The organism is Clostridium sp. AF32-12BH (genome assembly GCF_003477935.1).
Taxonomy (GTDB): Bacteria; Bacillota; Clostridia; order Lachnospirales; family Lachnospiraceae; genus Brotaphodocola.
The window spans coordinates 62245-86724 of sequence record NZ_QUEH01000008.1; the positions used below are offsets into that span (position 1 = coordinate 62245).

At 41.9% G+C, this 24480-nt stretch carries 29 protein-coding genes and 1 pseudogene; 24 read left to right on the forward strand and 6 right to left on the reverse strand.

From position 1 onward, the window contains the following. Positions 1–16 precede the first annotated feature (16 nt). The 12 genes from DWZ40_RS09580 to DWZ40_RS09630 all read left to right on the forward strand — a co-directional run bounded on the left by DWZ40_RS09580 (position 17) and on the right by DWZ40_RS09630 (position 10930). Complete coding sequence (locus DWZ40_RS09580; protein WP_118542834.1) at positions 17–262, forward strand: hypothetical protein; 246 nt, start codon at positions 17–19, stop codon at positions 260–262. A 305-nt stretch (positions 263–567) separates the two neighbouring features. Beyond that, positions 568–1974, forward strand: a complete 1407-nt coding sequence (locus tag DWZ40_RS09585; protein ID WP_118542835.1) for a hypothetical protein — start codon at positions 568–570, stop codon at positions 1972–1974. Positions 1975–3043: 1069 nt separating this feature from the next. Further along, positions 3044–4075, forward strand: coding sequence for a hypothetical protein (locus DWZ40_RS09590; RefSeq protein WP_118542836.1), 1032 nt, complete (start codon positions 3044–3046; stop codon positions 4073–4075). Between the two features lie 967 nt (positions 4076–5042). Next, positions 5043–5600 (forward strand): DUF4313 domain-containing protein, encoded by a 558-nt coding sequence (locus DWZ40_RS09595; protein ID WP_118542837.1) that lies wholly within the window; start codon positions 5043–5045, stop codon positions 5598–5600. 330 nt (positions 5601–5930) lie between these two features. After that, a complete protein-coding gene (locus tag DWZ40_RS09600; protein ID WP_118542838.1) occupies positions 5931–6659 on the forward strand; it encodes a hypothetical protein in 729 nt (242 codons plus the stop codon). A gap of 25 nt (positions 6660–6684) precedes the next feature. Beyond that, on the forward strand, positions 6685–7122 hold the full coding sequence (locus DWZ40_RS09605) for a single-stranded DNA-binding protein (protein WP_118542839.1): 438 nt from the start codon (positions 6685–6687) through the stop codon (positions 7120–7122). After that, on the forward strand, positions 7100–7351 hold the full coding sequence (locus tag DWZ40_RS19290; protein ID WP_118656554.1) for a hypothetical protein: 252 nt from the start codon (positions 7100–7102) through the stop codon (positions 7349–7351). Before DWZ40_RS09605 ends, DWZ40_RS19290 begins: the two co-directional genes overlap by 23 nt. After that, positions 7335–7697: a YodL domain-containing protein gene (locus DWZ40_RS09610; protein ID WP_182431701.1), complete on the forward strand. Its 363-nt coding sequence runs from the start codon at positions 7335–7337 to the stop codon at positions 7695–7697. Before DWZ40_RS19290 ends, DWZ40_RS09610 begins: the two co-directional genes overlap by 17 nt. Before the next feature lie 138 nt (positions 7698–7835). Next, positions 7836–8561 (forward strand): phosphoadenosine phosphosulfate reductase family protein, encoded by a 726-nt coding sequence (locus DWZ40_RS09615; RefSeq protein WP_279220650.1) that lies wholly within the window; start codon positions 7836–7838, stop codon positions 8559–8561. A gap of 175 nt (positions 8562–8736) precedes the next feature. Continuing rightward, the gene (locus DWZ40_RS09620; protein ID WP_118542842.1) at positions 8737–9999 is read left to right on the forward strand and encodes a DNA polymerase IV; all 1263 of its coding nucleotides are present in this window, start codon (positions 8737–8739) and stop codon (positions 9997–9999) included. A gap of 18 nt (positions 10000–10017) precedes the next feature. After that, on the forward strand, positions 10018–10332 hold the full coding sequence (locus DWZ40_RS09625; RefSeq protein WP_243032085.1) for a hypothetical protein: 315 nt from the start codon (positions 10018–10020) through the stop codon (positions 10330–10332). Between the two features lie 10 nt (positions 10333–10342). Continuing rightward, entirely contained in the window at positions 10343–10930 is a 588-nt protein-coding gene (locus DWZ40_RS09630) for an SOS response-associated peptidase family protein (RefSeq protein ID WP_118542844.1), read from the forward strand. A 37-nt stretch (positions 10931–10967) separates the two neighbouring features. Here the strand turns inward: DWZ40_RS09630 and DWZ40_RS09635 are convergent, their stop codons facing one another. The 4 genes from DWZ40_RS09635 to DWZ40_RS19805 form a co-directional block, all read right to left on the reverse strand. Further along, a complete protein-coding gene (locus DWZ40_RS09635) occupies positions 10968–11381 on the reverse strand; it encodes a hypothetical protein (RefSeq protein ID WP_341460297.1) in 414 nt (137 codons plus the stop codon). Next, positions 11273–12568 (reverse strand): hypothetical protein, encoded by a 1296-nt coding sequence (locus tag DWZ40_RS09640; RefSeq protein WP_147354176.1) that lies wholly within the window; start codon positions 12566–12568, stop codon positions 11273–11275. The genes DWZ40_RS09635 and DWZ40_RS09640 overlap by 109 nt, the downstream gene beginning before the upstream one ends. Positions 12569–12755: 187 nt before the next feature. Then, positions 12756–13022 carry a hypothetical protein gene (locus tag DWZ40_RS09645; protein ID WP_118542846.1) on the reverse strand — a complete coding sequence of 89 codons (267 nt, stop codon included), beginning with the start codon at positions 13020–13022 and terminating at the stop codon, positions 12756–12758. A 31-nt stretch (positions 13023–13053) separates the two neighbouring features. Further along, positions 13054–13218 (reverse strand): hypothetical protein, encoded by a 165-nt coding sequence (locus DWZ40_RS19805; protein ID WP_207664501.1) that lies wholly within the window; start codon positions 13216–13218, stop codon positions 13054–13056. 37 nt (positions 13219–13255) lie between these two features. Between DWZ40_RS19805 and DWZ40_RS09650 the strand changes: the two are divergent. After that, positions 13256–13576 (forward strand): annotated as a pseudogene (locus tag DWZ40_RS09650) (glucose PTS transporter subunit EIIB); the annotation flags it as partial. Positions 13577–13759: 183 nt separating this feature from the next. Here DWZ40_RS09650 and DWZ40_RS09655 read toward each other — a convergent pair. Next, on the reverse strand, positions 13760–14656 hold the full coding sequence (locus DWZ40_RS09655) for an RsiV family protein (protein WP_118542847.1): 897 nt from the start codon (positions 14654–14656) through the stop codon (positions 13760–13762). 20 nt (positions 14657–14676) lie between these two features. Further along, positions 14677–15174 carry a sigma-70 family RNA polymerase sigma factor gene (locus DWZ40_RS09660; RefSeq protein WP_118542848.1) on the reverse strand — a complete coding sequence of 166 codons (498 nt, stop codon included), beginning with the start codon at positions 15172–15174 and terminating at the stop codon, positions 14677–14679. A gap of 339 nt (positions 15175–15513) precedes the next feature. On the opposite strand from DWZ40_RS09660, the gene DWZ40_RS09665 reads away from it, so the two are divergent. The 11 genes from DWZ40_RS09665 to DWZ40_RS09715 all read left to right on the forward strand — a co-directional run bounded on the left by DWZ40_RS09665 (position 15514) and on the right by DWZ40_RS09715 (position 24369). Continuing rightward, entirely contained in the window at positions 15514–15774 is a 261-nt protein-coding gene (locus DWZ40_RS09665; protein ID WP_118542849.1) for a hypothetical protein, read from the forward strand. Positions 15775–15787: 13 nt separating this feature from the next. After that, positions 15788–16489: a hypothetical protein gene (locus DWZ40_RS09670; RefSeq protein ID WP_118542850.1), complete on the forward strand. Its 702-nt coding sequence runs from the start codon at positions 15788–15790 to the stop codon at positions 16487–16489. Positions 16490–16492: 3 nt separating this feature from the next. Further along, on the forward strand, positions 16493–18283 hold the full coding sequence (locus tag DWZ40_RS09675; protein WP_118542851.1) for a Mov34/MPN/PAD-1 family protein: 1791 nt from the start codon (positions 16493–16495) through the stop codon (positions 18281–18283). 16 nt (positions 18284–18299) lie between these two features. Then, positions 18300–18758, forward strand: a complete 459-nt coding sequence (locus tag DWZ40_RS09680) for a hypothetical protein (RefSeq protein WP_118542852.1) — start codon at positions 18300–18302, stop codon at positions 18756–18758. Continuing rightward, positions 18748–20169 carry a ThiF family adenylyltransferase gene (locus DWZ40_RS09685; RefSeq protein ID WP_118542853.1) on the forward strand — a complete coding sequence of 474 codons (1422 nt, stop codon included), beginning with the start codon at positions 18748–18750 and terminating at the stop codon, positions 20167–20169. The genes DWZ40_RS09680 and DWZ40_RS09685 overlap by 11 nt, the downstream gene beginning before the upstream one ends. After that, a complete protein-coding gene (locus DWZ40_RS09690; protein WP_118542854.1) occupies positions 20153–20854 on the forward strand; it encodes a hypothetical protein in 702 nt (233 codons plus the stop codon). The genes DWZ40_RS09685 and DWZ40_RS09690 overlap by 17 nt, the downstream gene beginning before the upstream one ends. Beyond that, positions 20848–21333 carry a hypothetical protein gene (locus DWZ40_RS09695; protein WP_118542855.1) on the forward strand — a complete coding sequence of 162 codons (486 nt, stop codon included), beginning with the start codon at positions 20848–20850 and terminating at the stop codon, positions 21331–21333. The genes DWZ40_RS09690 and DWZ40_RS09695 overlap by 7 nt, the downstream gene beginning before the upstream one ends. After that, positions 21321–22100: a hypothetical protein gene (locus tag DWZ40_RS09700; protein ID WP_118542856.1), complete on the forward strand. Its 780-nt coding sequence runs from the start codon at positions 21321–21323 to the stop codon at positions 22098–22100. Before DWZ40_RS09695 ends, DWZ40_RS09700 begins: the two co-directional genes overlap by 13 nt. Before the next feature lie 65 nt (positions 22101–22165). Continuing rightward, positions 22166–23086 (forward strand): hypothetical protein, encoded by a 921-nt coding sequence (locus tag DWZ40_RS09705; RefSeq protein ID WP_118542857.1) that lies wholly within the window; start codon positions 22166–22168, stop codon positions 23084–23086. A 264-nt stretch (positions 23087–23350) separates the two neighbouring features. After that, positions 23351–23671, forward strand: coding sequence for a helix-turn-helix transcriptional regulator (locus tag DWZ40_RS09710; protein ID WP_118542858.1), 321 nt, complete (start codon positions 23351–23353; stop codon positions 23669–23671). A 182-nt stretch (positions 23672–23853) separates the two neighbouring features. After that, complete coding sequence (locus DWZ40_RS09715) at positions 23854–24369, forward strand: isochorismatase family cysteine hydrolase (RefSeq protein ID WP_118542859.1); 516 nt, start codon at positions 23854–23856, stop codon at positions 24367–24369. Positions 24370–24480: the final 111 nt, after the last annotated feature.

The following is a 24480-nucleotide window of genomic DNA, read 5'->3' on the forward strand; positions in this document are numbered from 1 at the left end:
GAATAGGGGGATATATATGGATTTCATTGATGATCTGGATGTTTCTATAATCGCAAATATACTTGTAAATATGGGTATTGACATTAGTAATTTAAACGATATTACTGATGCCGATGACTACGAAGATACAATTTCTACCATTACTGCATCACTTGAAAAATTGCGAAACGAGGAAGATCCACTATATGTGCTTCTTGAACTGATTGCTGGAGACAATGAAGAATTGGTGGATTTCTATTTTAAAATGGTTGGATTTCACTAAGGAACCTAGAATATGCACAATGATTGGGAAGCCCATTAACTTCCGGCCTTCAACACCTAAAGTGCATATCATTTCTACACAGCGTTTTCAATAGTTAGTATGTATAGACTGATAAACTGCAGCCAATTATAAAAGCTGCAGTTTATCAGTTTTTCTTTTTTATACCTCTCACAGTACTTATGATACCTTACAAAAGAGTCAATCTTAAACAATTCCCCTTCTACTTTCATTTGTCTTGCAGGAAATCCACTCTTTCTGTATAATATAAGCTAGGGTTTATTTTTTAGCTTTTAGGAGCGTGAATAATGGAAAAAGATTCAGATTTATTAAATAAAAAGAAAACTGTTCAGATTTCAGTAACAGATAAAGATGGAAAAGAGCACCCCATTGATGTTGAAACCGAGATGGTACCTGTTGGTCATGAGATCAATTATCAAACCGAAAATGAGTGGTGGTCAAAGGATCCTGAAACCGGAAAAGTATATGCGCCAATTCCCGAACATTATGCCCTGCACTTTCAGGAACTTCAAGCTCGTATGAAGTCTGGCCCACCTTTGACAGAAAATGAAAATCGTGTATATGAGGCTCTCAAAGTGGTTCTTCAGGAGCTGCCGGTTTTTGCCGCTGATAACGCATACAACGCACAACCTAATGCATCTTCTCTAGAATCCATAGAACACGAAACCAAAAAAAGGACCAACCGAACAAGAAAAAAAGACTATGTCGATACTTCATTGACCAAGCACATCTCCCTGATCATTGATCAGGAGTATGAATCTGGTTTAAGTTTACGCAAAAGCGGAAGTGCATATCTAACACCTCTGGAATCAACAGATGGCCTCAATTATGATGCTAATACCGGAAAACTTTATTTTGAAGGAGTACCTGTATCAGAAGCAAAACTGGAAGAAATTAGTCGTGGTAAGGTTGTTGAAATCGGTGAATTTGATCTGCCCTTATTAAAACTATTTTACAGTATTATTCTTGCCGATATTAAAAATACTATCAACCAAAACCAGTATGCGATAAACGAAAGTTTTACTATTTACTTACCCGATTTGGCCGAACTTATGGGGAAAGGACGTAATTTAAGTGATAATGATATAATCATGCTGCGAAATAAGACAGGAGCATTCCAAACCATCTACGGGATTATTCGCGATCCAAAATATCCAAAACGAATCGGATCCGCTTTACCGCTTTTGGTTTCACTGGGTTATGATGACACCACGAACACAATACGTTTTTCCTCTCCCTACATGCTTCGCTTAATTCAGACACTGTATAATGTAAAGGTACGACAGTCAAAACTCAACTTAAATAAGATTACTGAACCTGCAAAGTTCTTAATATCAGAACATACCGATATCATTTATACATCAATTGCTAAAGAAAGAAATAAACGCGCCGTAGAGATTGTTTTCGCCATTGTGACAATGATTGAGCAATCTACAGACGAAAATGTATGTATCACCGTTCGGGATATTTTTGATCGCTCTCCTCAATTAGTAGAAGCGCTTAACAATACAATCCGTACAGCGAATAAAAATACTCTATTAAAGCGTGCTTTTTCGAAAGCTTATGAGTTGTTGGAAAAAAAGACTACATTGAAAGAGCATTATCCTTATATGGTTTTCTCTGAAGAACTTTTGGGAATTCCAACTGTAAGTACTTTAAACGAAATGAAGCTGCACTTCATCAAAAAAAAGTAACTCGAACCGAGGACATACTGTTCTCGGTTTTCTATCATGTGGTGGCTACATAACTTCAAACCAAATATCTTTAGTAATTTTTAGAAAATGCATTAACCGATCAACTGCAGTTCAAATACAGATACATTTTTGCATAGTATAGTAATTAAACAGCTGCAGCTCAGATACAGCCACTTTTCGGAGAACTGCGCTATCTGAACAGCTTCGACTCAGATACACTACTTTTCGGTAAACTGCGCTAGCCGGTCAATTCCAGCCCAAATGCAGCTATTTTTCGGTAAACTGCGCTATCCAAGCGGCTCTACCTCAGATGCACTACTTTTCGGAGAACTGCGCTATCTGAACGACTCCGACTCAGATGCTCCACTTTTCGGTAAACTGCGCTAGCCGGCCAGTTCCAGCCCAAATGCAGCTATTTTTCGGTAAACTGCGCTATCCAAGCGGCTCCAGCTCAGATGTACTACTTTTCGGTAAACTGCGCTATCTGAACGGCTCCGCCCCAGATAACCAACTTTTCGGAGAACTGCGCTATCTGGTCAGTTCCAGCCCAAATGCAGCTATTTTTCGGTAAACTGCACTAGCTAAACAGTTCCAGCTTAGATGCTCCACTTTTCGGAGAACTGCGCTAATCGGCCCGTTTCAGCGCAAATACAACTATTTTTCAATAAACTGCAGTAGCCTTTCGGCAAAATACTATAGCTTTTCGGTAAACTGCGCTAAGCTTTTTCGGAGAACTGCGGTAGCTTTTTCGGTAAACTGCGGTAGTTTTTTCGGAGAACTGCGCTATATTTTTCGGAGAACTGCGGTAAATTTTTCGGTAAAGTGCAGTAGCTATTTTCGGTAAAGTGCGGTAACCATTTTCGGTAAAGTGCGGTAGTTTTTCCCGGAAAAACCCTTATTTTACAATACTTCCCCCATTTTCAGTCTTATTTTCCCCATTTATTTTCTCATTAACACATCTCACAAAACAGTCCTTTTTTACCCGTTTTCCCACACTTTGGCAATATTCCAAATTTTTTTATTTCCCTTTATAATTAACATTACATTGCGGAAAGGGGGTGGATCCAGAGTGAAACGTTTTGCGAATGTAAGCATTCCATCCATAAAGAAAATCATTCATACTTCATTCGAGAAGCAGCTATTAAAAAGCTGCTCTGTTCGGCTGTTCATTCTGATCCATTTCTATGCCAACGCAAATACCGGCATCACTTCACCACTCGATTTGGAAGATCTGGCACAAGCACTTGATTGTAACATCAAAACCGTTCGCAGCAATATTCTCCGGTTGGAGTCCTGCGGCTTTTTTGATGTATCTATGGATCCGGTCACAGAAGAGTATACCTTTACAATCCATGACTACACCAAAATGTATAATCCTATCGGTCTTGGCGGTGGTTATATCCAGTGTACATATGATTTGCTTGAGCAGCTCCTGCAGATCAAATCCATTAATGAGCTACGAGTGATCCTTATGCTTCTTTGTGAAGCGATCACCACTGAACTTCAGAGTTCTGCAAAGCTGGCCGTGGCCAAACTCACATTTAAAGAATTACTTGCCGGTTTACCAAAATATGTAAAACCAGGTGTGGTAAAGCAGATTTTGGATCATGCCAACTCCTTCAAAACTATTTTTAAGGAAGAGTACACCAGGAAAAAACGCTATATTGCTGCAAAGCTCAATGATTGTTTTAATGGAGCGACTACCAAAAACCAGGTCCGTCAGGAAGCCTACTCCGAAATTGTTTCTTTTACCACTGAAATGGATGATGTGATCCGCACCTTTAACACTTACCTGTTTGAGGACAAGTTAAGAGAGAGAATGCAGTATGAGGAGATTCTGAAAACAGAATATGGCATTGCCTTCGATCAGACACCTACCCTGGATGCTGAGCATTTACTTCCTATCTATGATTTTGAAGAAACTCAGTATCATGATCTTACCATCATGGCACAGGACTATGAAATTGGTACGGTTCTTGATGCACTGCACCTTTTCTATAACCGTTATATCCTCACAAAACTCTATGATGCAAAGAAAGGGCCTGGCTCGCTCGTTCGATCCATCATAAGGGAATTAATCCAAAATCCACAAATTGCATAAGTTTCGCTTCACCGGCATCCGCTAGGATGCCTATTTCTCGTTCCATTCTGTATTTTCATACCCGTTTTCTGGGTAATTTTTTTCCTATTTATTGCTTTTCAATGTGTATTTTTTTCAGCAATATCTAAATTTCCAGGTCGGTTATCCACAATTTCTTTTATTTGATTCAGAAAAAAATCACCCTTTTTATAAAAAAACCATTCTTTTCATCAGAAAATCATCTTTCTTAAAATAAAAACTGCATTTGCTTCTAAAAATCGGCTGATCCAAAAAATAATGCCTGAAATAGCTCCTTTGACAGCAGAAAATTACTCATGTTTTTACATGTCTTTTATGTCTTTGAATTTTTTTATGTTTTTTAGCTCTTTTAAATAAAACGCGTTCCGCGACTAGCCCCTTACGGAGAGAGTGATTGTGAAGAGGAAATAAATCATCCAAAAGAACCTTATTTCAACTCTATCAGAAAATAATACCTATTGTTTGCAAATATTGCCTGAAATATCTATCGGGAATCCCTATATATACGACAAAGAGATCCATGTCTTCTATGTCTTTTATATTTTTTATATTTATAGAATGTCAGCTGCACAAGCATATCTGTTTGATTATTTGCTTTTTAGTATAACAATCCTTGCTTTGGAAAGAATTCAATGGTAAAATAATTACAAATTCTTTCATTTCAATTATATTTGCTTCTGGCAAAGTGAGAGTCAGTTAAGACCAAGTAATGGAGGAATTCTGCAAATAAACAGAATATATACACATTGGAGGAACTTCCTGTCGGAGGTTCCTTTTTTCGTGCCAGAAAGGAGGACGATGTCGATGAAACTTATGAAAGTGGATTTTATCCGGTTTTGCCGCGATGGAATCTTTATTTAGTTGTTTCAATCAATATGCAATGACCTGTGAAAAAATGATTTATTTTTAAGAAAACCAGGAAAATGAAAACAGGAAAGAGAGGATAACTATGAAAGAATTTAAAACACTGGGGTATGACTGGGAATGTGGCCATGAGGATTTGATCATCAGAGTATTATCCTATGCTGACAGAAAACGGCTTTATATTGGATTATACAAAGAAGAAAACGGAGAATGGGAGGACTTTGGTAATCTGACTGTAAATCTGCCTCATGAAGATGTAAAAAAGAATGAAGCATTCATTGATCACAATTTTTTCGAGTCCAAATTGCAGTTCATTAAAAAGTATCAGCTGGGAGAAATTTTACCTGAAACAGCCGTATCAGGATACTGCACTTTTTCGAAGGTAGCATTTGATCTTGACCGGCTGGAAGAATTTGATCCGGACGGAGTATGCGCGTACCGGGAACTCCACGGGGAAAAGAGCTCATCAGAGGATGAAGAAGAGGATCTGGATGATTACACGTTAATTAAAAAGATGCATGATTTAACGGAACGTTATCTGACACTGGATGATGGTCTGTCATCTGCAGAAAAAGCAGCTTTCCTTAAGGTGGAGATAGCAGAAGTAGCGTATGCTTTCTATATAAATAACGTTTTCTCCTGAGAGGAAGAAGAAGTATTCCGTGCTATTTCCAGATTAAATACGGATCTTACGGATATAGCGGCTGGCTGAAAATAGTCAGCCGCATTTTGGAAAGCTTCTATCAGAGTCTAAAAATCAAAGCGCAGCACTGAGAGTTTGGTGTGGCCTTAGATCTGTTGACAGGCATTGATGGCAATGTTATACTCCCATTAATAATAGCTTTTCATGTAAGTTATTTTTACAGAGTGTGGGTTTGTGACTGCATCTGTATTGAAATGGGATTCTTAGATTAAGTCAATGTGAATGTTACATTGGCTATTTTTTTTCAAAAATAGAGGAGGAAGGTGTGCGATGAAAGGCACAGTGAATGGAAAATCTTTGGATCAGGTGCTGAGTGAATTGAAGGCACCGTTTCCAGAAGAGGAACTTAAGAAGAATGAAAAAAATGAAACGTATATTCCGGTTGAAAGCCTGGAGAGCCGTTTGAACAGTGTCATCGGGGTTTTAAACTATGATACTTTGGTTACGTATGAAGGTATCCAGGAAGTTCTCGGGCGCTTTGTGGTAGTGGCCAAGACGATTCTGATTATCTATGATGATGAACGGAATGCCTTGATCCGAAAGTCTGCGCTTGGAGGCAGTAATATCATTGTTGTCAAAGATACTGGAAAGCCGTCCAGTTTAAAAACGGATATCGCAGCTGCACAATCGGAAAGTTTCAAAAATGTATGTAAGTTGCTTCAGATTGGTATCAGCCAGATCAGGAGCGGCAAGCAGCGCAGAGGACAGAATGGCACTAAGCAGCGCAGGGAAGAAAAGAATTTATATAAAATTCGTTTTACGTCTTCCCTTTCTGCGGGTAACAAATGCTATAAGGCAGATTGTGTGGATATAGCGACAGAAGAAAAGTTCCTGTTCGTAATTTTTAGTGGTCAGTACTCAAAGATTGAGAAATATGTAGAGTTTTCAAAATTTGTGCGTACCTACCGGGAAGGAAAAGAACTGGCCTTTTATGGACGTAAAGATGAATTTCATGGCCAGCGACGAATTGTTTTTGAGGAACCATCTGTAAAAGAATAAAAAATAATGAAATGGAGGATAGAGCATGAATCGAGTTATATTGATGGGTCGATTGACCAGGGATCCGGAAGTCAGGTACACTCAGGGTGAGCGCTCCATGGCCGTTGCCAGATATACACTGGCAGTTGACCGGAGAGGAGCAAGAAAGAGCCAGGACGGAAATGAGCAGACTGCCGATTTTATTAATATCGTGGCATTTGACAGAGCAGGTGAGTTTGCAGAGAAGTATTTTCGTCAGGGGATGCGTGTACTGGTGTCCGGACGCATCCAGACTGGCAGTTACACCAACAAAGAAGGTCAGCGTGTTTATACCACAGATATCATCGCAGATGATCAGGAATTTGCTGATAGTAAAAATGCGTCCGCTGGAGGAAAACAGGCACCAGAAATGGGAAAGCCGATCGGTGATGGCTTTATGTCAATACCGGATGGCGTAGAAGATGAGAGTTTGCCATTTAACTAAATATGTGCATGCTAGAGGAGGTTCTGATTTTTCAGAGCCTTCTTTATTTTATGAAAGGGAAATGAAAATGAAGCAGTATATACCGGATATTACAGAGCGCTTTCCTGAAGGGTATGGCGGTGTTGATATGACACCGGCCTATTTTGGAGAGCCGGTTGACTGGAGTAGAGCTTATCAAAGAGAAAAGGAAGATTATGAAGATCGAGATATTGATGCTGAAAGAGAATAATGAACGCGGGGTAAGAATGATGTTTCTTTCACTGGAGCAGCTTCAGAAATTGAAGCTTAATCCTACTCGCGCGGATTATGAAATTGCTTATGAGACGGAAGTGAAAGAGCAGGAGGGAACGGCATTGAATGTATCAGAAATTATGGAGGGTCTGTATGAGAGATTAAATCGCCCAGATCGTCCCAATAGAAAAACAATGCGTTCCATGTCGGTAGGAGATATTATTCAGATCGATGGCAAAGAATTATTCTTTTGCGATTCTGTGGGATTTAAGAAAATTTCTTTTGCTGGTACGGGGGAACTCGTTTTGAAGGCCGGGAAAGAGAACTCAGAGAAAGGAAAATAATCAGATCCTGGTAGACCAGGTTGCGATGAGAGTGTTGTACTTCGCATAAAGCACCTGAAAACAGCGTGAGGATCAGGAATGATTAGTAGCATGGGAGGCTACAGGTGCTGCCATATCCAGTTCTGGAATATGGTGATTATGGAAAAAGAAAAACGATATGTTGCCTCCATCTCAGGAGGAAAGGACTCCATGGCAATGGTTTTAGGGCTTATGGAAAAGGGCTGGCCGTTAACGCACTGCGTCTATTTTGATACCGGTATGGAGTTTTCATGCATTCGGAAAAATATAGAGAAAGTCCGACTGGAATTGGAGCAGTATGGGTGCGAACTTGTTATTCTACAGCCGGAAAGGCATTTCCTGGAAGAAATGCTCCTTCGACGGATCAAGTGCCGGGACGGATCATCGCACTATGGAAGCTATTGGTGCGGTGGGCCATGCCGCTGGATGACACGCCTTAAGATCAATGCCTGCGAAAAATATGTAAAATCACTCGGAGCAACTGCGGTGGAATACATAGGGATCGCAGCAGATGAATCTGGCCGAGTAAAGGAAAAGTGCTATCCATTGGTCGAATGGGGCTGGACTGAATATCAGTGCCTTCAGTATTGTTATGCGAAGGGATATAACTGGCTGGAGGGAGGCATAGAGCTGTATTCCATTCTTGACAGGGTAAGCTGCTGGTGCTGCCGGAACAAAAATTTGCGGGAGTTGAATGCAATCTATCATAACCTGCCGCAGTATTGGGACAAGCTTAGAGCTCTTCAGAGTTATATCGAAGAGCCATATAAGCCGCCGTATACGATTTTCGATTTAGAGGAGCGGTTCGCAAAAAAGGGAAGACAGCGGGGACTCTGGGAAGTATAAGGATCTTGCGGAGCAGAGTCTTGGTATAGCAGAATGCTAAATGTGTGAAATAATACCTATGAGCGGTTGATCGAAAAGGTCAGCCGCTTTTTTTGCCTGAAAATCCCATATTGACATCTGGGAATGAAATGCTTAAAATGAAAATAGAACAAATGTTCGATTTAAAGGAGCGGATATGAAAAAAGTTATTTTTCATGTAGATGTGAATTCCGCCTTTTTATCCTGGGAGGCGTGTTACAGGATCCATCATCTGGGGGGAAAGCAGGATTTGCGACAGCTGGTGAGTGCCGTGGGAGGAGATCAGGAGAAAAGACATGGGATCATTTTGGCAAAATCTATTCCGGCAAAGAAATATCATATTCAGACCGGGGAAACGGTTGTTTCTGCAAAGGAAAAATGTCCGGACCTGGTTCTGGTGCCGCCCAATTATGATCTCTATAACCGATCTTCAAAAGCTCTGATAAAACTGTTAAGTGAGTATACGGACAAGATCGAGCAATATAGTATAGATGAGGCTTTTTTGGATATGACCGGCTGCTGCCAGGATCCGATAACGACTGCGTATGAAATAAAAAATCGTGTGCATGCAGAATTAGGGTTCACTGTAAATATTGGTGTTTCCGAAAATAAGCTTCTGGCAAAAATGGCTTCAGATTTTACGAAGCCGGATCACGTTCATACGCTCTGGAAATCAGAAATGTCAGAAAAAATGTGGCATCTTCCGGTGGGTGATCTGTTTTATGTGGGCCATGCCTCTTTATACAAGTTGAAAAAATTGGGATTTCATACGATTGGAGAACTGGCAGCTATGGATCCTGCAATTTTGCGCGCGCATATGAAGTCACAGGGAATACTTATTTGGCAATATGCAAATGGTATAGATGAATCTGCAGTGATCAGCTCACCTCCGCCGGCCAAAGGCTATGGAAATTCTCTCACCACGCCTTATGATGTTATGGATTGTGAAACTGCCAGGCAGTATCTTTTATCGTTATCGGAAACCATTTCAGCCAGGTTAAGGGCAGATGGAGTAAAGATTAGCGTTGTTTCTATCAGTCTAAAAGACTGGGATCTGCGTTTTTACGGACATCAAATTACACTATCTGTTCCAACGGATCTGACCCTGGAAATTTATGCTGCAGCCTGTCGGTGTTTATCTGAATTGTGGAATGGGATTCCGCTGCGGCATCTCGGGATCCATACCAGCCGTGTATCATCAGATCCCTTTCGCCAGATGCAATTTTTTGAAACGATCGACTATGAAAAATACCGGAAGATGGAGAAAACTGTGGATCAGATACGGAAAAGGTTTGGAATGGATAGCATAAAAAGGGCATGCTTTTTGCCATCTGCAGGATCTGTAGAAATAGACCATATGGGTGGAGGCGTCAGCCGGGAAAAGCGGACGGTTGATTATTCCCAGGAGAAAATATTATAATATAAGGGGTTGATGAACGTGACCAGATTTGCGCAAGCAACAAAATATGGAATAGATGTAGATAGCGGGATCCCTAAAGGAAACATGTACCATATCGCCTGTTCGGCATGGTTTACATCAACTGGCCAGACTATGCCAAGATATTTTAAGTTTGAGGATGATGCCGGGGAGGTTCAAACAGTAAAGGACATCCTAGTGAAATATACGGAAGAAAAGAATTATTCTGGCATACCGAGCCGTGAATATGGATGCGAAGCCGTAATTGGTGGGTTGATTCGGGAATTTAAACTGATATTTTTCCTGGAGGCTTGTAAATGGGTGATGCTGGTGTGAGGAGCAGCTTATGTGTGGAAGATATTTTATAGATGATGAAATGTGGCGGGAAATCAGGAAAATCTGCAAACAGATTGATGCTGCAAAATTGAAAGTGACAGTGGGAGATGTGCGTCCTACCGATATGGCCATGGTTCTGACTGGAATGAAGAATGTGCATCTGGAGGCAATGCGGTGGGGATTTACAAGTAAGTATCAAGACTGGCTGCTTATTAATGCCAGGGCCGAGAGTATTTTATCGAAGCCTGCATTTCGGAACAGCGTGCGGAATTGCCGGTGTGTAATTCCTGCAGCTGGTTTTTATGAATGGAATAAAGAAAAAGAAAAAATCTCTTTTACCATGCCGCAGTCAGATATTCTTTACATGGCCGGTGTCTGGCAGCCAACAGAAAAAGAAAGCCAGTTTACGATCATAACAACTGTTCCTAACAGCTCTGTATCATCGGTACATGACCGGATGCCACTGGTACTGACACCAGAGGAAATACAGCCATGGATCCAGGACTGGAGCACGGCAGAAAGACTTCTGACGAAGACACCTCCGCTTTTGGAGCAGAGGCAGGAATTCGAGCAGTTGTCTATATTTGATATGCAGTAAGGGGATTTCCGAGGAGGATTCTCCGCTCACGGGCCCATTATCTTTTTTGCGCTTTTACCAACAGCATCATGGGACGGCGTAGTTCATCCTTCATGCCTGGAATATCCAGCATATCTGGGGACGGCATAGCTTCTTCCACAGCCTGTAGTGTAAAGCCATTATGTAGCAATCCCATCAAAATCTGCGTTAAAGTATGGTGTTGTTTCACAACATCGTAATCTAAAAAATTTGTGTGCCGTTCTCCGGGCGGATAATAGTTATCGACCGGCCAGAACTGTGCTGTGCCATCATCGGAATAAATCCAATCCTGATTTATTCCGGCAGTGAAAACCGGATGTTTAATTACTTCAGTATCTGATAGCTCATCATAAAAAGAATAACCATCAGGCCTAAAAATATCTTGACCAATTTCTGATATATCGTTGTTGCTGGATTTATGAGTGGGTTCCATGTTTCCTTTGCGTCCGGTATATTGTTCCTATTTTCTCCAGTTACTTTCTGGGCATAGAGACGGTTTGACGCATAAGAGAGCATTTCCTTGGCTGCTTCGGCCTCATGCTCTGATACTTCAAAGGTTCTGCCATCTGCGAAAGAGAGCATTTTCCATTTGCCTGCTTTCTTTTTCGGGGAGATCCATCCGCTGATGTCTGTGAGAAGTGGAAGATAGTAAACACCGGCGGCGTCCTGTTCATCAATGATAAAATGATAAGTGACCGTGAACGATCTGTTTCTGGAAACCGGCTGCATGAGAAAATATTCCGTGCAGAAAAGCTCTCTGATCTGCTTGCGCTGTCCCCATGAATAAAAGTATGAAAGTGTCCGCATGACTGGACCAATGACGATAAGAACGACAAACACTGCGCCTGTCAGCAGCATAAAGGCTGCGTATATCATAATCGACGAGTAATCGCTGAAAGGCGATGCCGCTTCCCGAAGCATCACTCCACAAAGCGGAATCACCAACGCAGCTTCCAGTAGGGAGATACCACGAAAAATGGCATTCTGGCAAAACAGATAATAAAAGCTGACAAAGGTAACAGCATTCTGCCCACTGTGGTAGCGAAGCGGAATCCGCATAAGCAAAAGTTCAGATAAAAGGCCGACAAGCAGTACCGCTTCCTTACATGCAAGGATATAAATTCCATACATCCATATATGGAGCCAGGTTCCGTAGGAGCCATAAAGGGCCAGTAAATCTCCAACCTTCGCATTTTCCAGAACACTATTCAGGATATTTTCCCCGAAAAACAGGTGATAACCGATGCCCAATATCAATATGATCCATGCAATATAATCAGGAATGCAAGACAGCACCCAGCGTTTGCGGCTGCCGTGCTCATGCCTCCTCTGTCGTAAGAGCCCGATTCCCCATAGAATTGGATAAAGAAATACAATAAGAAGCAGCGCAAGGTTCGTTTGTGGCTGCGTTGTCGTTATGATCAGGCTCAGGCGTTTGGCCTGTGAAGCTGTGCTCTGAAGATTCGGCACATGCGCAAAAATTGATAGCACCGACACAAAGAGTACTGCAAAGACTCCTGGTATCGCCATCAGACTGAATGTTTCTGCTTTTGACTTTCGCTTCACCAGATTATATAGATCGTTAAGATACAGACCTGCATTCAGATAAAGAAGTATCATTGTGAGCCAAAAGTCCGGTAAATAATCGGCATCCGCCGTATACAATCGAAAGAAATTCCAGAGTGTCTCTATCATTTTTCAATTTTCTCCCTATTGAAAGTTATCCTGTTTATTTTTACAGAAATCATATCATATTTTGTCGTAAAAATCCCGATTTGTATTCTTTACGCATTTTGTTAAAATGTCTTTAGTCATTGTAATAATTATCTGGATCTCCGTATTTCAGAACTGCTTCTTGCTGTTCCTCATCATCTAGGTTTCTCATAAACAGCCAGTTTTCCTCGTACATATAATGGGGGTATCTAAATCGTGTTCTTGCAAACGTATTATTTACATAGAGAGCAATATGTTCATCATACTGCTCCACCTTTTCCTCAAATTGAAAACTATAAAGCAGCCAGTTCCATGCGAGAAACAGGAAAAGAAAAGCTGCGGCCGCGAACATCGGTATCATAACAATTCTTTTCCTCCACCCACAGAAGATTTTATTTACCCGCATTGATAAGAAAAAATGTCCCTGTTATCAAAGCAATCTGCCAGAATATGCAGAAAACAAGCGCGATGGTGATTGCCCTGTCAGGTATGTAATACCAGCCGCCACCCAGCCAACTTTCGCCAGTAAAAAAGAGAACAGTAAGTACACCAATCATGCCGACTGTGAGCAGCAATATATGGATGCATTTTTTCCTTACCAAGTTTAATCTGAAGACTCCGGGACGTGAGGATGACGATGCAGATGAGACCAAGGTAACTCTGTCCAATAACAACTTCACGGAAGTAGCGAAGATCGTTCTGGAAGGCGTTGGCGGTCCGGAGAATGTGGCTTCTATTGATAACTGCATTACCAGACTCCGTCTTGAGGTCAAGGATTATACCAAGGTCAATGAAAAGCTGATCAAGTCCGCCGGTGTGGCTGGCGTGATGCGTCCAAGCAAGACCTCCGTACAGGTCATCATTGGAACCCAGGTACAGTTTGTTGCAGATGAATTCAAGAAACTCTGCAAATAAGTACGACCTCCCTGGTTTCATGCTATAGACATACGAAAGGGGCTGTTGCTCCATAGATGAGTGATTATCTATGGAACCGCAGCCCCTTTTGCTGTATGAAAGCGGAAGCTGCAGCGCTATCATCTATTGATGATTTTGCGACAGCTTTTTCTTCCTTATATTAATGAAGGAGTATTTTACCGCTTATTCCAGTGTGCCAGTTACTGATTGCGGGATGGCGAATTCCACCGCGCCCATGTAAGCGGGGGCAACATCCGTTTCATCAAAGGTGATCACAAGTTCGCCTTTTTCATTGAAATAAAAGCTTTCATCGCCTCGTAATTCTTTAAAATCCCATTCTGGCATATCGCTGTTGTAAAAATAGGTGACAGAGGAATCGGCGGCCATTTGTGCCTGCATCTGTTCCTTTATATTGTCGCTGATCGCAGTGAGCATTTCTGGCTTGTTGCGGAAAAGATCAGACAAAGAAATCATTTTGCCGGTGCGTTTATCAATGGTGAAAACTTTGGTATATTCGGTTCCACTGGCCATTACCAGAGTGGTATCAATTCGCAGGCAGAGATAGTTGGGGGTATCCGTTACCACCTGATAGGAAGAAGTGAGCGAGTAATTGCCCTCTCCCTGGGATGAGCGCAGGTCGCTTTCATACTGTGCGATTAAGGCATTGGCATATTCTTCGATGCTCTGGTTGACCTCTGCCGGTGCAGACTCTATTTCTGGGACATCCACTTTAGCTTCAAAGTGATTGGTCTGGTCTTCGTAAGTCCGGAAGGTGACGATTTTGGAGATTGGGCCAAGGATAGGGACATTTTCCATGGCATTTGCAATGGTAGGGTTTATGTTTGTGAGGATTACCAGCGCGGCCATGGCTGCCACAGCAGTTGCACCGGTGTTCCGTAAAATATAAATAATATGTGATTTCTTTTTCCGTTCGCCTGATTTTGTGGAATGTGACTGGACAGCGGTTGCTGCCTTGCCCTGTGCAATTCCAGCTAAAATACGTTCTTTGGCATGTGGAGAAACGGGGATCTGTTCATATTCCTGCTTTAATTCATCAATAGTGTGATTGCTTTCTTTCATAGTAAGAACTCCTTTCCGAATTAGTTGGTGTCAGGTGCTTCCAGGTTGATACGCAGCTTTTTTAAAGAACGGTAAAGCCTGGTTTTTACAGTACTCAGATTTTCATTTACAGCCAGTGCAATATCTTCCAGTTTCATATCTTCGCAATACCGTAGGACGACGATGGTACGGTTTTGAGGTTCCAGGCTCTCTAGGGCATTTTTTAAATCTGTTTCCTGGTAAACATCTTCCGATGCCTGTTCTGGAAGCTCTCCAGGCAGATCTTCTTTTTTTCTGCTTCTTAAAAGATCCATGGTGGTATTTACTACAATCCTGCAGATCCAGGAATAAAGTTTGGAGGGATCTTTTAAGGAGTTGCACTGGCATATCGCTTTGCAGGCGCTTTCCTGAACAATATCCAGGGCATCATCTTCATTGTAAACATAGCTGTAAGCTAACCGGTATAGCCGGTCATATTTTTCAATCAGGACCTGTTCGGTCTGTACGGTAATTGAATCCCGCGCGCTAGAATGGATCATTACATATTTTCCTTTCTTTTTGTTTTCATATATTAGACGGATAAAGAGAAGAAAAAGTTGCAAGGAAATTATAACTTAATCTATATTTTTCGCGCAATGGCTTCGTATATGTATGGGATATGCCAGGAATGGTATCCTGCAGTGAGAAATGTTCCTTGTTAATTAGCCCGGGCAATGTTATAATCAAAACAAGATTATTTCTTTCGATGATAGTGGCCTCTGGCCATGGATGAGATCTTTCATGGATCATTGAAAAGGGGTAGTCTATTTTTTTAGTCAATGCATGAGTGTGCATTGGCTTTTTTTATTTTATAGACGAACCAGGAAAGGAGAGAAACTATGTCCGAGGTTACACGGATGTATGAACTGCTCTATGAAGAGCGATGGGATGAAAAAAAGCAAAAGGAACGACGGAATGAAGCGGCATTTTTTTCACCGGAGAGTCCGATCACCAGAGAAATTCCAATCGAAGAATTGTTTGATGTTCTTGATGCCGGAGTATGGGCATATCAGACGCGGTACAATTCGGAGGCACTGGTGCATAGCTTTTTTGAACAGATCAAGCGCTGTTCTGTAGTGAAACGACGGAGAATGCTGTAAGAGGAGGGAGAAAGTGAGCAATATTGTAAAATGGGCAGCAGTCAGTGATGAGGAAACTTTCGCAAAAGTTCGAGTGGAATTTTCCTTCGGTGACGGAAGTGCTGTTCAAAAAACAGTTACGATGGCCGATTTCATCAGAGCCATGAGCACGATTGAAGCAGAGCAGGAGAGATGCTTTGAAATTGGACAGATACCAAATGGATTTTATGACGGGGTACTGATCCAGAATAAGGAACAGAGTTTTGATGTGATCATCACGGTTTCGGCACATCTGGGGGTTATTTATCTGTTTGGAGTGCCAAAGCAGGTTGTGTTTCCGGATCTGGCATTTCTGTTTAAGGTAAGAGAGGGGATGGTATCCGCCTCTTTTTGTTTTGCCTTAAAGCGGGATGAATCCGGGATGATCGGGCCGGCCAGCAGGTTATGTTATTACCCATTTGGAAATGTATATGATAATGGGAAAATATGTTGGGGAAATACGGTATTTCCGAAAATGACTTCGATCAAAGATGCGGAGAAGCTGATCCAGGCATTTTTTGATGCAGAAACCAATAATGATCTGTACCAGAACCGGATCGCGGAGCATCCGGAATTTAAAGAACAGTCCGGTCTTTTGGAAACACTTAAGGAAATGGAAGTGTTCCCGCAGAAATGGCTGAAGGAAAATGGAAATCAATTAAGCAATTTATGTGTTGCGATAAGAGGAGGAAAATAGGTTATGCAGATGAGTTTTTTTGATTTTGAGGAATTTAATGAGCTGAAGGCTGAGGCAAAGAAGAAAGAGGCACCGAGAAAGAAGAAGGAAGAAAAGCAGAAGAAAAAATCTGCGCCGAAAACGGTTTACAAGCTGCCCCTTACGTTAAAGAGTATTGCTGGTGATCTGGTGATGACGGAGGGAACGGGAACAGAGGAAGAAGTGAAGCAGTTTCTGGCAGAGCAGGGCCCATTCTTTGCAATCTGTGATGTTTCAAAGAAAGAGGATGCATATTTGTGCCGCCCAAAGAACCATGAAGGAGTGGAAAAAGGAACCATCACGGTTGACGGAATGCAGGTGTTCTTTGGGGCAGAAGCAGTGGATGTTACGGCATTAACAGGTGAGGTGGATCTTACAAATCTGTTTGAGTATGTGTTAAAGAGCAAGGGGCTTAGCGGATTAAAGCTTACTTTGTTTAAAAACGAAAACAATGTTGTGCTCCTTCCGGCAGAATCTTCTGCAATCACCGTACCATTTGAAGATACAGAAGAGATCAGGGTGCTGAAGGCAGGAGAAGAGCTTACCATTGGAATCAGCGAAGAAGCAGAGACACTTGAAGAACAGCTCAAGGAACTTGAGGGTTATGGATCCTTATATGATCTGTACCCGTGTGGCGAAAAATACTATCTTGGCCCGAAGTATGCTGGTGTATCCAGTGCCAGTACGGTTAAAGTGACCAAGTATGCCATTGACGGAGTTAAGTTATCCCTGATGTTTACCTCATATGACTTATCTTCAGAGGATTTTGGCGGTAAAAAGTCCGTCACGGAAGAGGATCTGCTGAATTTCCTGGATGCAAAAGGACATCTGGAATACCGGCTGGCAGGTGCAGTATTTACCTGGCTCGGAAAAGATAAGAACATTCTGTATGTGGGAACAAAGGGCAGCAAAAAAGGTGCGGATGATAAGGAAACATTGGATAAAATGCAGCTTTCTATCGGAAGACAGCGGGTGATGCATCAGGGAGAAATCTATGATATTCTGAACCATCCATGCTTTTACTGCGGAAGCTCATTGGAAAGTGACCAGAAACTCTTTATTTGGAAACTTGAAAAAGTGGATATTTCTTATTGGTTAGCTATATCACGGTTTTTTTGCGAAAACTGTGACAGCGAAGTAGCTGTGCATCTTTTTTATGACCCCAAAAGAAAGAGCTTTAAGTGGTTTGTGCCCTTTCAGCAGGTATATCATGCATCCGTTGAAGCAGAACGGGAGCCTTATTTAGAGTGTTATGAAGTTTCAGGATTGGTAAAGGTTGGAGAATTTCATTCCCATGGCAGGATCCCGGCCTTTTTCTCTGCCACAGATGATGAGGATGAAACATTTCCTGGACTTTACGGCGTGGTATCCTGCGGCGATGACAGGAAAGTTTATCGTGCCGTACTAGGGGCAGATAAACAGATTTTTCTCACAGAAGAACAGATGAAAACCGTTGTGTATGATTCCGATGAGGATCGGCTGTCCTGGGTTTTGGGCTGGTTTCATCAGGTCTACAACAAGAGCATCGGAAATGGAAGCCACTATATTGTGCTGGTGGGGCAGGAAAAGACAAAGGCCATTTATGTTCCATCGTATGAAATGGCACGATTTTTTGAAGGTATTTTCCATGTATATTCCATTGACCGCGGCCTGCGAAAAGATTACTGTCCGCAGGATCATCATTTTCTGATCTCAGCAGAGGAGCTTACCTGGAGAAAAGGAGATCCTTTGCTGTGTGGATGTGGTTATGCTGATCAGTTGGTCGCATTATTATAATCGGAGAGGTATGTTTATGATAGAAAAATTGGAGGAGTATGGCCGGTTTCTGTTTGGCTGGGCATTCCGGGCGATGCAGAGCGAAATGACAATGCAGGAATCCCTGAATGCAAAGTCAGAGAGAGCCTATCTTACAGGAACAGAAATCGCACTGTTAGAGGATAGCAGTCTTTTTATCATTGGGATTGGTATTCTGGTGCTTATGGAAGCATTTTTTGTTGTGGTAGTTATATCCTTATTGCTGCATGGTGTGATGGAGCTGATTATACGGTGCCTGGTCGAGGGGTATAGCTTTCTTACAAGGGAAAAGAGATCCCGGCAGCGTGCAGCGGCCAGGAGGATCCAGAAGCGCCAGGAAGCGCTTCTTTTACAATACGTTCTGGAGTCTGAAGAAAGGACAAAAGAGATGCCGGATGTGTTAAAACTGCCAGAATTTATGGTAAACAGGGAAAGGAGAAACAAACATGCGTATTAATCTGCATGTAATTGTGATAGGAGCTGGCTTGACCGGCTCCTTCTTTTTAAAGGAAATGATTGCGTATCTTCATATGAAACAGGAAAATTTGATCCGGACGGATATTACGGTTTTTGATCCTGGTTCAATCGGTAAAGAGGACCTTGGCGCGGTATATATCCGGGAAGATCTTGGCCAGAACAGGGCACTTTTATTATCAGAACTTTTGAAAGAACAGTATGACTATGAGGTGACGGCTGTTCCGGGAGATTTTTCTGTAGGCAGTCCGGTATTACAGATTTCCAAACGGGATTATGTTTTTATGGTTGATTGCAGCGATGGGAGCATTCCTGGAGACTACCGAACGGAATGGAAAAAACTGTCTGCGAAAAGAAAGCTGTATCTGAAATTTGCAGATGCAAAGCTGTATTTGGATGACGGAAGCGGAACGGAACCATTTTTTTCAAATACGGAAGAGAAAAGCGAAGATTTTGTCTGGAAGCATTTGGAAAGAATGTTTTTGGTGAACCTTGCCATGTCAAAGATTGTGGCCGTTTATGAAGAAGGACAGATTGAATGTGGGACATTTTGTGTGAATGAAAAAATGGCCCAAATAAGACCACAGCATCATAACGACCAGAAGTTGGATCTTCCCATGGGCCGGAAACCAACCGAAGTTTTTCATTATCAACTGGTTGTGGTAGGCACTGGTGGGACCGGTTCCTATTATCTGAAGGAATTAGGTGCAATCCTTTCATCCTTAACGAAGGAGGAACGCAACTCCTATGCATTATCCATAATCGATGGAGACCGGGTGGAGCAGAAGAACCTTGACCGGCAGAACTTCCTGAAAGAGGATGTTGGCCAGCATAAGGCAATGGTACTGGCACAAGCTCTTAGAGACCATTATGGGATCGAAGTAAGAGCATATCCAATGTACATTGACTCCGCTGAGCAGTTAAAAGTGGTCTTTAAGCAGATGACGGGAACTTATTATAGACGCACGGTCCCGATCCTGATTGGGTCAGTGGATAATCACCGGGCCAGACAGGAAATGGAAAAATGGTTCCGTCAGACGCCTACTGGTATCTGGATCGATGCGGCAAATGAATTTCACACTGGCGAGGTTGTAGCTGCAGTCAAAAAGAATGGAAAGATGTTGTCACCTTCCAGGCCGTACTATTTTCCGGAAATCATGCGAAGCCGGGAAAAGCGGGCAAGTGAATTAAGCTGTGGGGTGATCAACCAGTCTTCACCGCAGCATCGGTTTACCAATATGGCTGCGGCAATGCTGGCTTTATCAGCTACTCTCGGAATTTTAAGAAACGGGTTCCTTCCATATAAAATAGTTTATTTTGATGTGTTTAAGGGAAATGCTATTCCGGTAAATGCGGGAGCGGAAAGGGGAATATTTTTTGAAGATAGTGAATGAGGAGCGTTATCAGCAGCTCTTCGATCATCCGGAAGAACTGCGTAAGATCATTACCTATGCAAAGCGTCTGATGCAGTATGAAAAATGTTTTGATTATTCTTTTCGGGATAACTGCATGAAGATGGAACTTTTACAGGTAGCGGTACAACGCATCCTGCAGGAATATGGGATTGAAGTGGGGGAAGTTTATGATTTATCGATTGAATGGATTGAGTCAGACGATGAAGATGACTTCATCAGTGAAAATGAAGAAGTACTCTTTTGTGTAGAAACTCCATATCCTGGGATTATTGGGTTTACCGATGTGGTTTCTGCCTATGAGGATGATACAGAAACTCTGGAACTTTTTCCAGAAGAAGTAAAGGCAGAACTGAAAGAATACCTGGGGGAATGTGGAACTACGGTACTTACTTTGGACGTTGTGGAGCAGGTAATACGCTGGTATGAAGAATGCAGGGACTGGAGACTTTGTGAAATCGCATTTGAAGCATATGAGTTGTTTTGCCAGTCTTTAAGTGTTTCTTATTCGTCCGGGACAGATTTTATTCAAATTGGTGAGCATTATTACTGGCTGTACAATCCAGAAGAGAACTCAGACTGGGGAGATATGTTTCCGGTATCTCCGGTATGTGACTTATGTGGGATTGTTCTTTATGTGTTAGGAAAGGCAGGAGGAGTATGCTAAATCTGAGCGATTATAAGGAACACTTTTGTGAATACATATTGTTCCGGTACGCATGGGCGAATGAATTTGTGAAAGAACCGTTTCCAGAAAATTTATACGAATATTATGATAGTTTCGCAAAAGCTTACCGGTATCTGATCGAAAAAATAGGATATCCGGTGCTTTACTGCGGAGTGACAACATCTGCAGAGCAGATCCTGGAACCTATTCTTGCAAAATGCAGAATGAAATATGAACAGTACCATAATTTACTGAAGCTTTATGATCAGGATGAGCCGTATCTTATGCTGGTGCTGCAAGATAACCAGCAGACCGATCAAAGAGGCTTAAACGTATTTGGCAATGCGTTTAATGGAGGCGGTCTTTACATTTCCTATGGTACATATAAAGATAATGTGCCGGCCTGGAAAACATGTCTGCTTGCTGCGAAATTGGAAATGTGTTATCGGCTAAAGGAGGAGCGCGCGTGGAAGTATTAAAACAGGTGATCCGGCTCATGAAAAGGATAGAAGGTGCTTTCTGTCCGTGGAGTTATCTGGATCAGATGGACTATTTTCAACAGGGTGGTTGCAACGAAGAAGAGGCATATGCGTATGCAAATTCCAACATGGGCAGATCTGCCAGGTATTATCCACATTATCAGATGTGGGTCAGCCATTTAGTAAACCGGCTGATCAAAGCAGGTATTATAACCTGTGAGTATGAGACGGCAGAACTAAGAATGGAGGATGTACCGGTTGAAAATCTTTTATGTATTGTCAGTGATGAATGCTCTGAGGGATTGGAAGTGGCAGATGGCCAGAGGAAAAGAACGCTAGATGCCATTATGAAGGCATTAGGGTTTGAATTATTGGAATTTGCTGAATTGGAGGATTTGGATCATATATTGTCCAGGGATCAGAAGGCGGCATTTTACAGAGCATTTGATGAATTCCGATGCGATTTTTATGGAGAAGAGCGAGAGTTTGTCATTGTACTCATAAAGGGAGAAAATGCACCGCTTCTTTCTGAAACGGATATTTTCGTGGAACTGGATTATTTTGTGATTTCATTTGAAGATTTTTTCATTATGATATATCCTTCAGAAACTGGATTTTGCGATGGATATGTGGAAATCACGTATGGGATTGGCTTCTTGTCATGGAATCTTATCCCATTATTACAGATGCTGTATGGAAAGTTAAATGGAAATGTCGAAGAATTTTTCAATCGTTCTGTCATGGAACAGGAAGCGCAGCCATTATAGTGTAACCAATGAGGACATGGCTTCGCTTCATTGAGTACGAATTACTGAGAAAGTGAGTGGAGAAAATGGTGAAAATTGTATATGGAACGGAACCGTACCGCATTGACCATGAAGTACGGAAATTAGCGGAAAATACGACATATTATGTGCAGGTATTTGATGCCATAGATGGAGTGAAAGAATTTCTGCAAAGCATTTCATTCTTTGGGATACCCTGCGCTATTTATAAGGTGGAGGATGTGAAAAAAGAGAGGAAGGAACTCTTGCATCTTATGGAAGAGTGTCCGGAAAGTTCCTGCTTGATCATTCGGACGGAAAAGCTTGACAACAGCAAGGACTGGAATGCATGGAAAAGTAAGCATGGCATATGTTGTGATAAGCTGAATGGAAAGTCTTATCAATGTTGGATCCAAAAAGCTTTTCAGTCCTTAGATTGTCCAATAGCGGAGCCGATGCTGCGATATTTTATCGACAGGAGCGCTTATGCATACCAGGAACGCAGGGACGGGAAAGATGAGACAATAGATCTTTACCAGATAGCTATTTTCATTAAACAGATTGCATTTGCGTCCATGGATGCTGGAGTGAGCAAAGAGACGATTGACCAGGTTGTTCCTGCAGCAGTGGGGAAAAGCTGGGAATTGGCATCAAAGCTTTTACTGGATCCTATGGAAGGTATGAAGCTCGCGGTGGAGTTATTCGATCATGGGAATAATAGCCTTAAGCTTTACGGGATGCTTCTTCGGAATTACCGGGTTGCGAAAAAAGCGTTATTGTTGTCAGATATGAAGGAAAATGAAATTTTAAAGCTTTTAGGCCTTACGGAAAAGCAGATGCGGGGAATACGGGCCTATCGGAAGTTACCGGAAGAGCGTTTGGATACGGTAATGTCGATATTGATAGAGGCAATGAACAGAACGAAAATTTCTTTTGGAAACGAGAGAAATCTGTTTATCCAGACTATGGCAAAATTGATTATATTATAATAGGAAGAAACCCAGACAGAGATCAGTGATGATCGTGCCTGGGTTTTTTATTGTCATGTTTCCAGGAGTCGGATTGCCCGTACATCCCCAATAGATATACCTCCATTTGAAAAATGCTGTGCATTGCTATTGATAATATGAATTAAAATTATATATTGATAATAAAAATATTAGAATTGCAATATATTAAATGCAAATTGATAATTTTATAACCAACGCCATCTTCAAATTCATACTAAAATAATTGAAACGGGAGGTGGGAAAATGGCCAATGCGCAGCAAGAGGATTTTGTTCGTAGACGGATTACGGAATTGAGACTAAGCAAAAACATTTCTGAGCACAAAATGAGTCTGGATTTGGATAAAAGTGGATCATATATACGTGGCATAACTAGCGGAGCGGCCTTACCGTCTCTGAAAGAACTGTTTAAAATAATTGCCTATTTAGATATGACGCCGGCAGAGTTTTTCGCACCACTGGATGATGAAGATACCACATACAGAAAAGTGTGCGAAAAATTACGGACTATGAATGAATCGGATATTGAAAAGATTAATACTTTTATAGGGTGGATTGAAAAGTAGAGATTGCTTGAAACTTAAGAGGAATGCTTTAGAGGCATCCTCTTTTTTCTTTTGCTAATTAGGAATCAGTAGTATAATGAAAGAAAACGTATTCGGGGGCGCTGCAGATTTTCATCAGAAGTCGAAACGTTCTGATTATAGCAGGGGAAATCCGTAATTTAGGAAAACGGGAGGAAAGAGGAATGGGTAAGGTTTTGATCGTGATCGACATGCAGAATGATTTTGTGACGGGAACTCTTGGCAATAAGGAAGCGCAGGCAATTGTTCTAAATGTGCAGGCAAAAGTAAAAGAGTATGCGGACCGCGGGGATCGGATAATTTTTACCAGGGATACCCATGAGGAGAATTATCTGGACACGCCGGAGGGGAAAAAGTTACCAGTGAAGCACTGCATCAATGGAACGGAAGGCTGGCAGATCGTGCCGGAGCTGGAAGTGGAAAACTGCGAATATGTAGACAAACCGACCTTTGGCTGGCTTAACTGGGAGGGCTTTGAATCAAACGATGAGATTGAACTGGTTGGAGTTTACACGGATATATGCGTGGTCTCCAATGCGTTGATCCTGAAAGCTAAGTATCCGGAGGCGATAATTTCAGTGGATGTAAGCTGCTGCGACGGAGTTACACCAGAAAAGCAAGCTGCTGCGCTGGAAACGATGAAGAGCTGCCAGATTGATGTGTATAGACAGGAACAGTAAAAGGGAGTACATGGAAAATTTATAGTGGTTCTTTGCCAGAAAGTATTCTATAATAATCTTGTATAGGCATTTTGCTCCCCGCCGAAAGGCACAAAAAAATTATGTGTATGC

Excerpts from the sequence above, each read along its gene's own strand:
- DWZ40_RS09610 (WP_182431701.1), top strand. The coding sequence starts at position 7,335 with ATGCTGAAAGAGAATAATGAACGCGGGGTAAGAATGATGTTTCTTTCA.
- DWZ40_RS09615 (WP_279220650.1), top strand. The coding sequence starts at position 7,836 with ATGGAAAAAGAAAAACGATATGTTGCCTCCATCTCAGGAGGAAAGGAC.
- DWZ40_RS09715 (WP_118542859.1), top strand. The coding sequence starts at position 23,854 with ATGGGTAAGGTTTTGATCGTGATCGACATGCAGAATGATTTTGTGACG.
- DWZ40_RS19290 (WP_118656554.1), top strand. The coding sequence starts at position 7,100 with ATGAGAGTTTGCCATTTAACTAAATATGTGCATGCTAGAGGAGGTTCT.
- DWZ40_RS09705 (WP_118542857.1), top strand. The coding sequence starts at position 22,166 with ATGGTGAAAATTGTATATGGAACGGAACCGTACCGCATTGACCATGAA.
- DWZ40_RS09640 (WP_147354176.1), bottom strand. The coding sequence starts at position 12,568 with ATGATACTTCTTTATCTGAATGCAGGTCTGTATCTTAACGATCTATAT.
- DWZ40_RS09630 (WP_118542844.1), top strand. The coding sequence starts at position 10,343 with ATGTGTGGAAGATATTTTATAGATGATGAAATGTGGCGGGAAATCAGG.
- DWZ40_RS09665 (WP_118542849.1), top strand. The coding sequence starts at position 15,514 with ATGTCCGAGGTTACACGGATGTATGAACTGCTCTATGAAGAGCGATGG.
- DWZ40_RS09660 (WP_118542848.1), bottom strand. The coding sequence starts at position 15,174 with ATGATCCATTCTAGCGCGCGGGATTCAATTACCGTACAGACCGAACAG.
- DWZ40_RS09620 (WP_118542842.1), top strand. The coding sequence starts at position 8,737 with ATGAAAAAAGTTATTTTTCATGTAGATGTGAATTCCGCCTTTTTATCC.
- DWZ40_RS19805 (WP_207664501.1), bottom strand. The coding sequence starts at position 13,218 with ATGATTGGTGTACTTACTGTTCTCTTTTTTACTGGCGAAAGTTGGCTG.
- DWZ40_RS09680 (WP_118542852.1), top strand. The coding sequence starts at position 18,300 with ATGATAGAAAAATTGGAGGAGTATGGCCGGTTTCTGTTTGGCTGGGCA.
- DWZ40_RS09655 (WP_118542847.1), bottom strand. The coding sequence starts at position 14,656 with ATGAAAGAAAGCAATCACACTATTGATGAATTAAAGCAGGAATATGAA.
- DWZ40_RS09585 (WP_118542835.1), top strand. The coding sequence starts at position 568 with ATGGAAAAAGATTCAGATTTATTAAATAAAAAGAAAACTGTTCAGATT.
- DWZ40_RS09695 (WP_118542855.1), top strand. The coding sequence starts at position 20,848 with ATGCTAAATCTGAGCGATTATAAGGAACACTTTTGTGAATACATATTG.
- DWZ40_RS09635 (WP_341460297.1), bottom strand. The coding sequence starts at position 11,381 with ATGGAACCCACTCATAAATCCAGCAACAACGATATATCAGAAATTGGT.
- DWZ40_RS09645 (WP_118542846.1), bottom strand. The coding sequence starts at position 13,022 with ATGATACCGATGTTCGCGGCCGCAGCTTTTCTTTTCCTGTTTCTCGCA.
- DWZ40_RS09580 (WP_118542834.1), top strand. The coding sequence starts at position 17 with ATGGATTTCATTGATGATCTGGATGTTTCTATAATCGCAAATATACTT.
- DWZ40_RS09605 (WP_118542839.1), top strand. The coding sequence starts at position 6,685 with ATGAATCGAGTTATATTGATGGGTCGATTGACCAGGGATCCGGAAGTC.
- DWZ40_RS09595 (WP_118542837.1), top strand. The coding sequence starts at position 5,043 with ATGAAAGAATTTAAAACACTGGGGTATGACTGGGAATGTGGCCATGAG.
- DWZ40_RS09685 (WP_118542853.1), top strand. The coding sequence starts at position 18,748 with ATGCGTATTAATCTGCATGTAATTGTGATAGGAGCTGGCTTGACCGGC.
- DWZ40_RS09600 (WP_118542838.1), top strand. The coding sequence starts at position 5,931 with ATGAAAGGCACAGTGAATGGAAAATCTTTGGATCAGGTGCTGAGTGAA.
- DWZ40_RS09675 (WP_118542851.1), top strand. The coding sequence starts at position 16,493 with ATGCAGATGAGTTTTTTTGATTTTGAGGAATTTAATGAGCTGAAGGCT.
- DWZ40_RS09710 (WP_118542858.1), top strand. The coding sequence starts at position 23,351 with ATGGCCAATGCGCAGCAAGAGGATTTTGTTCGTAGACGGATTACGGAA.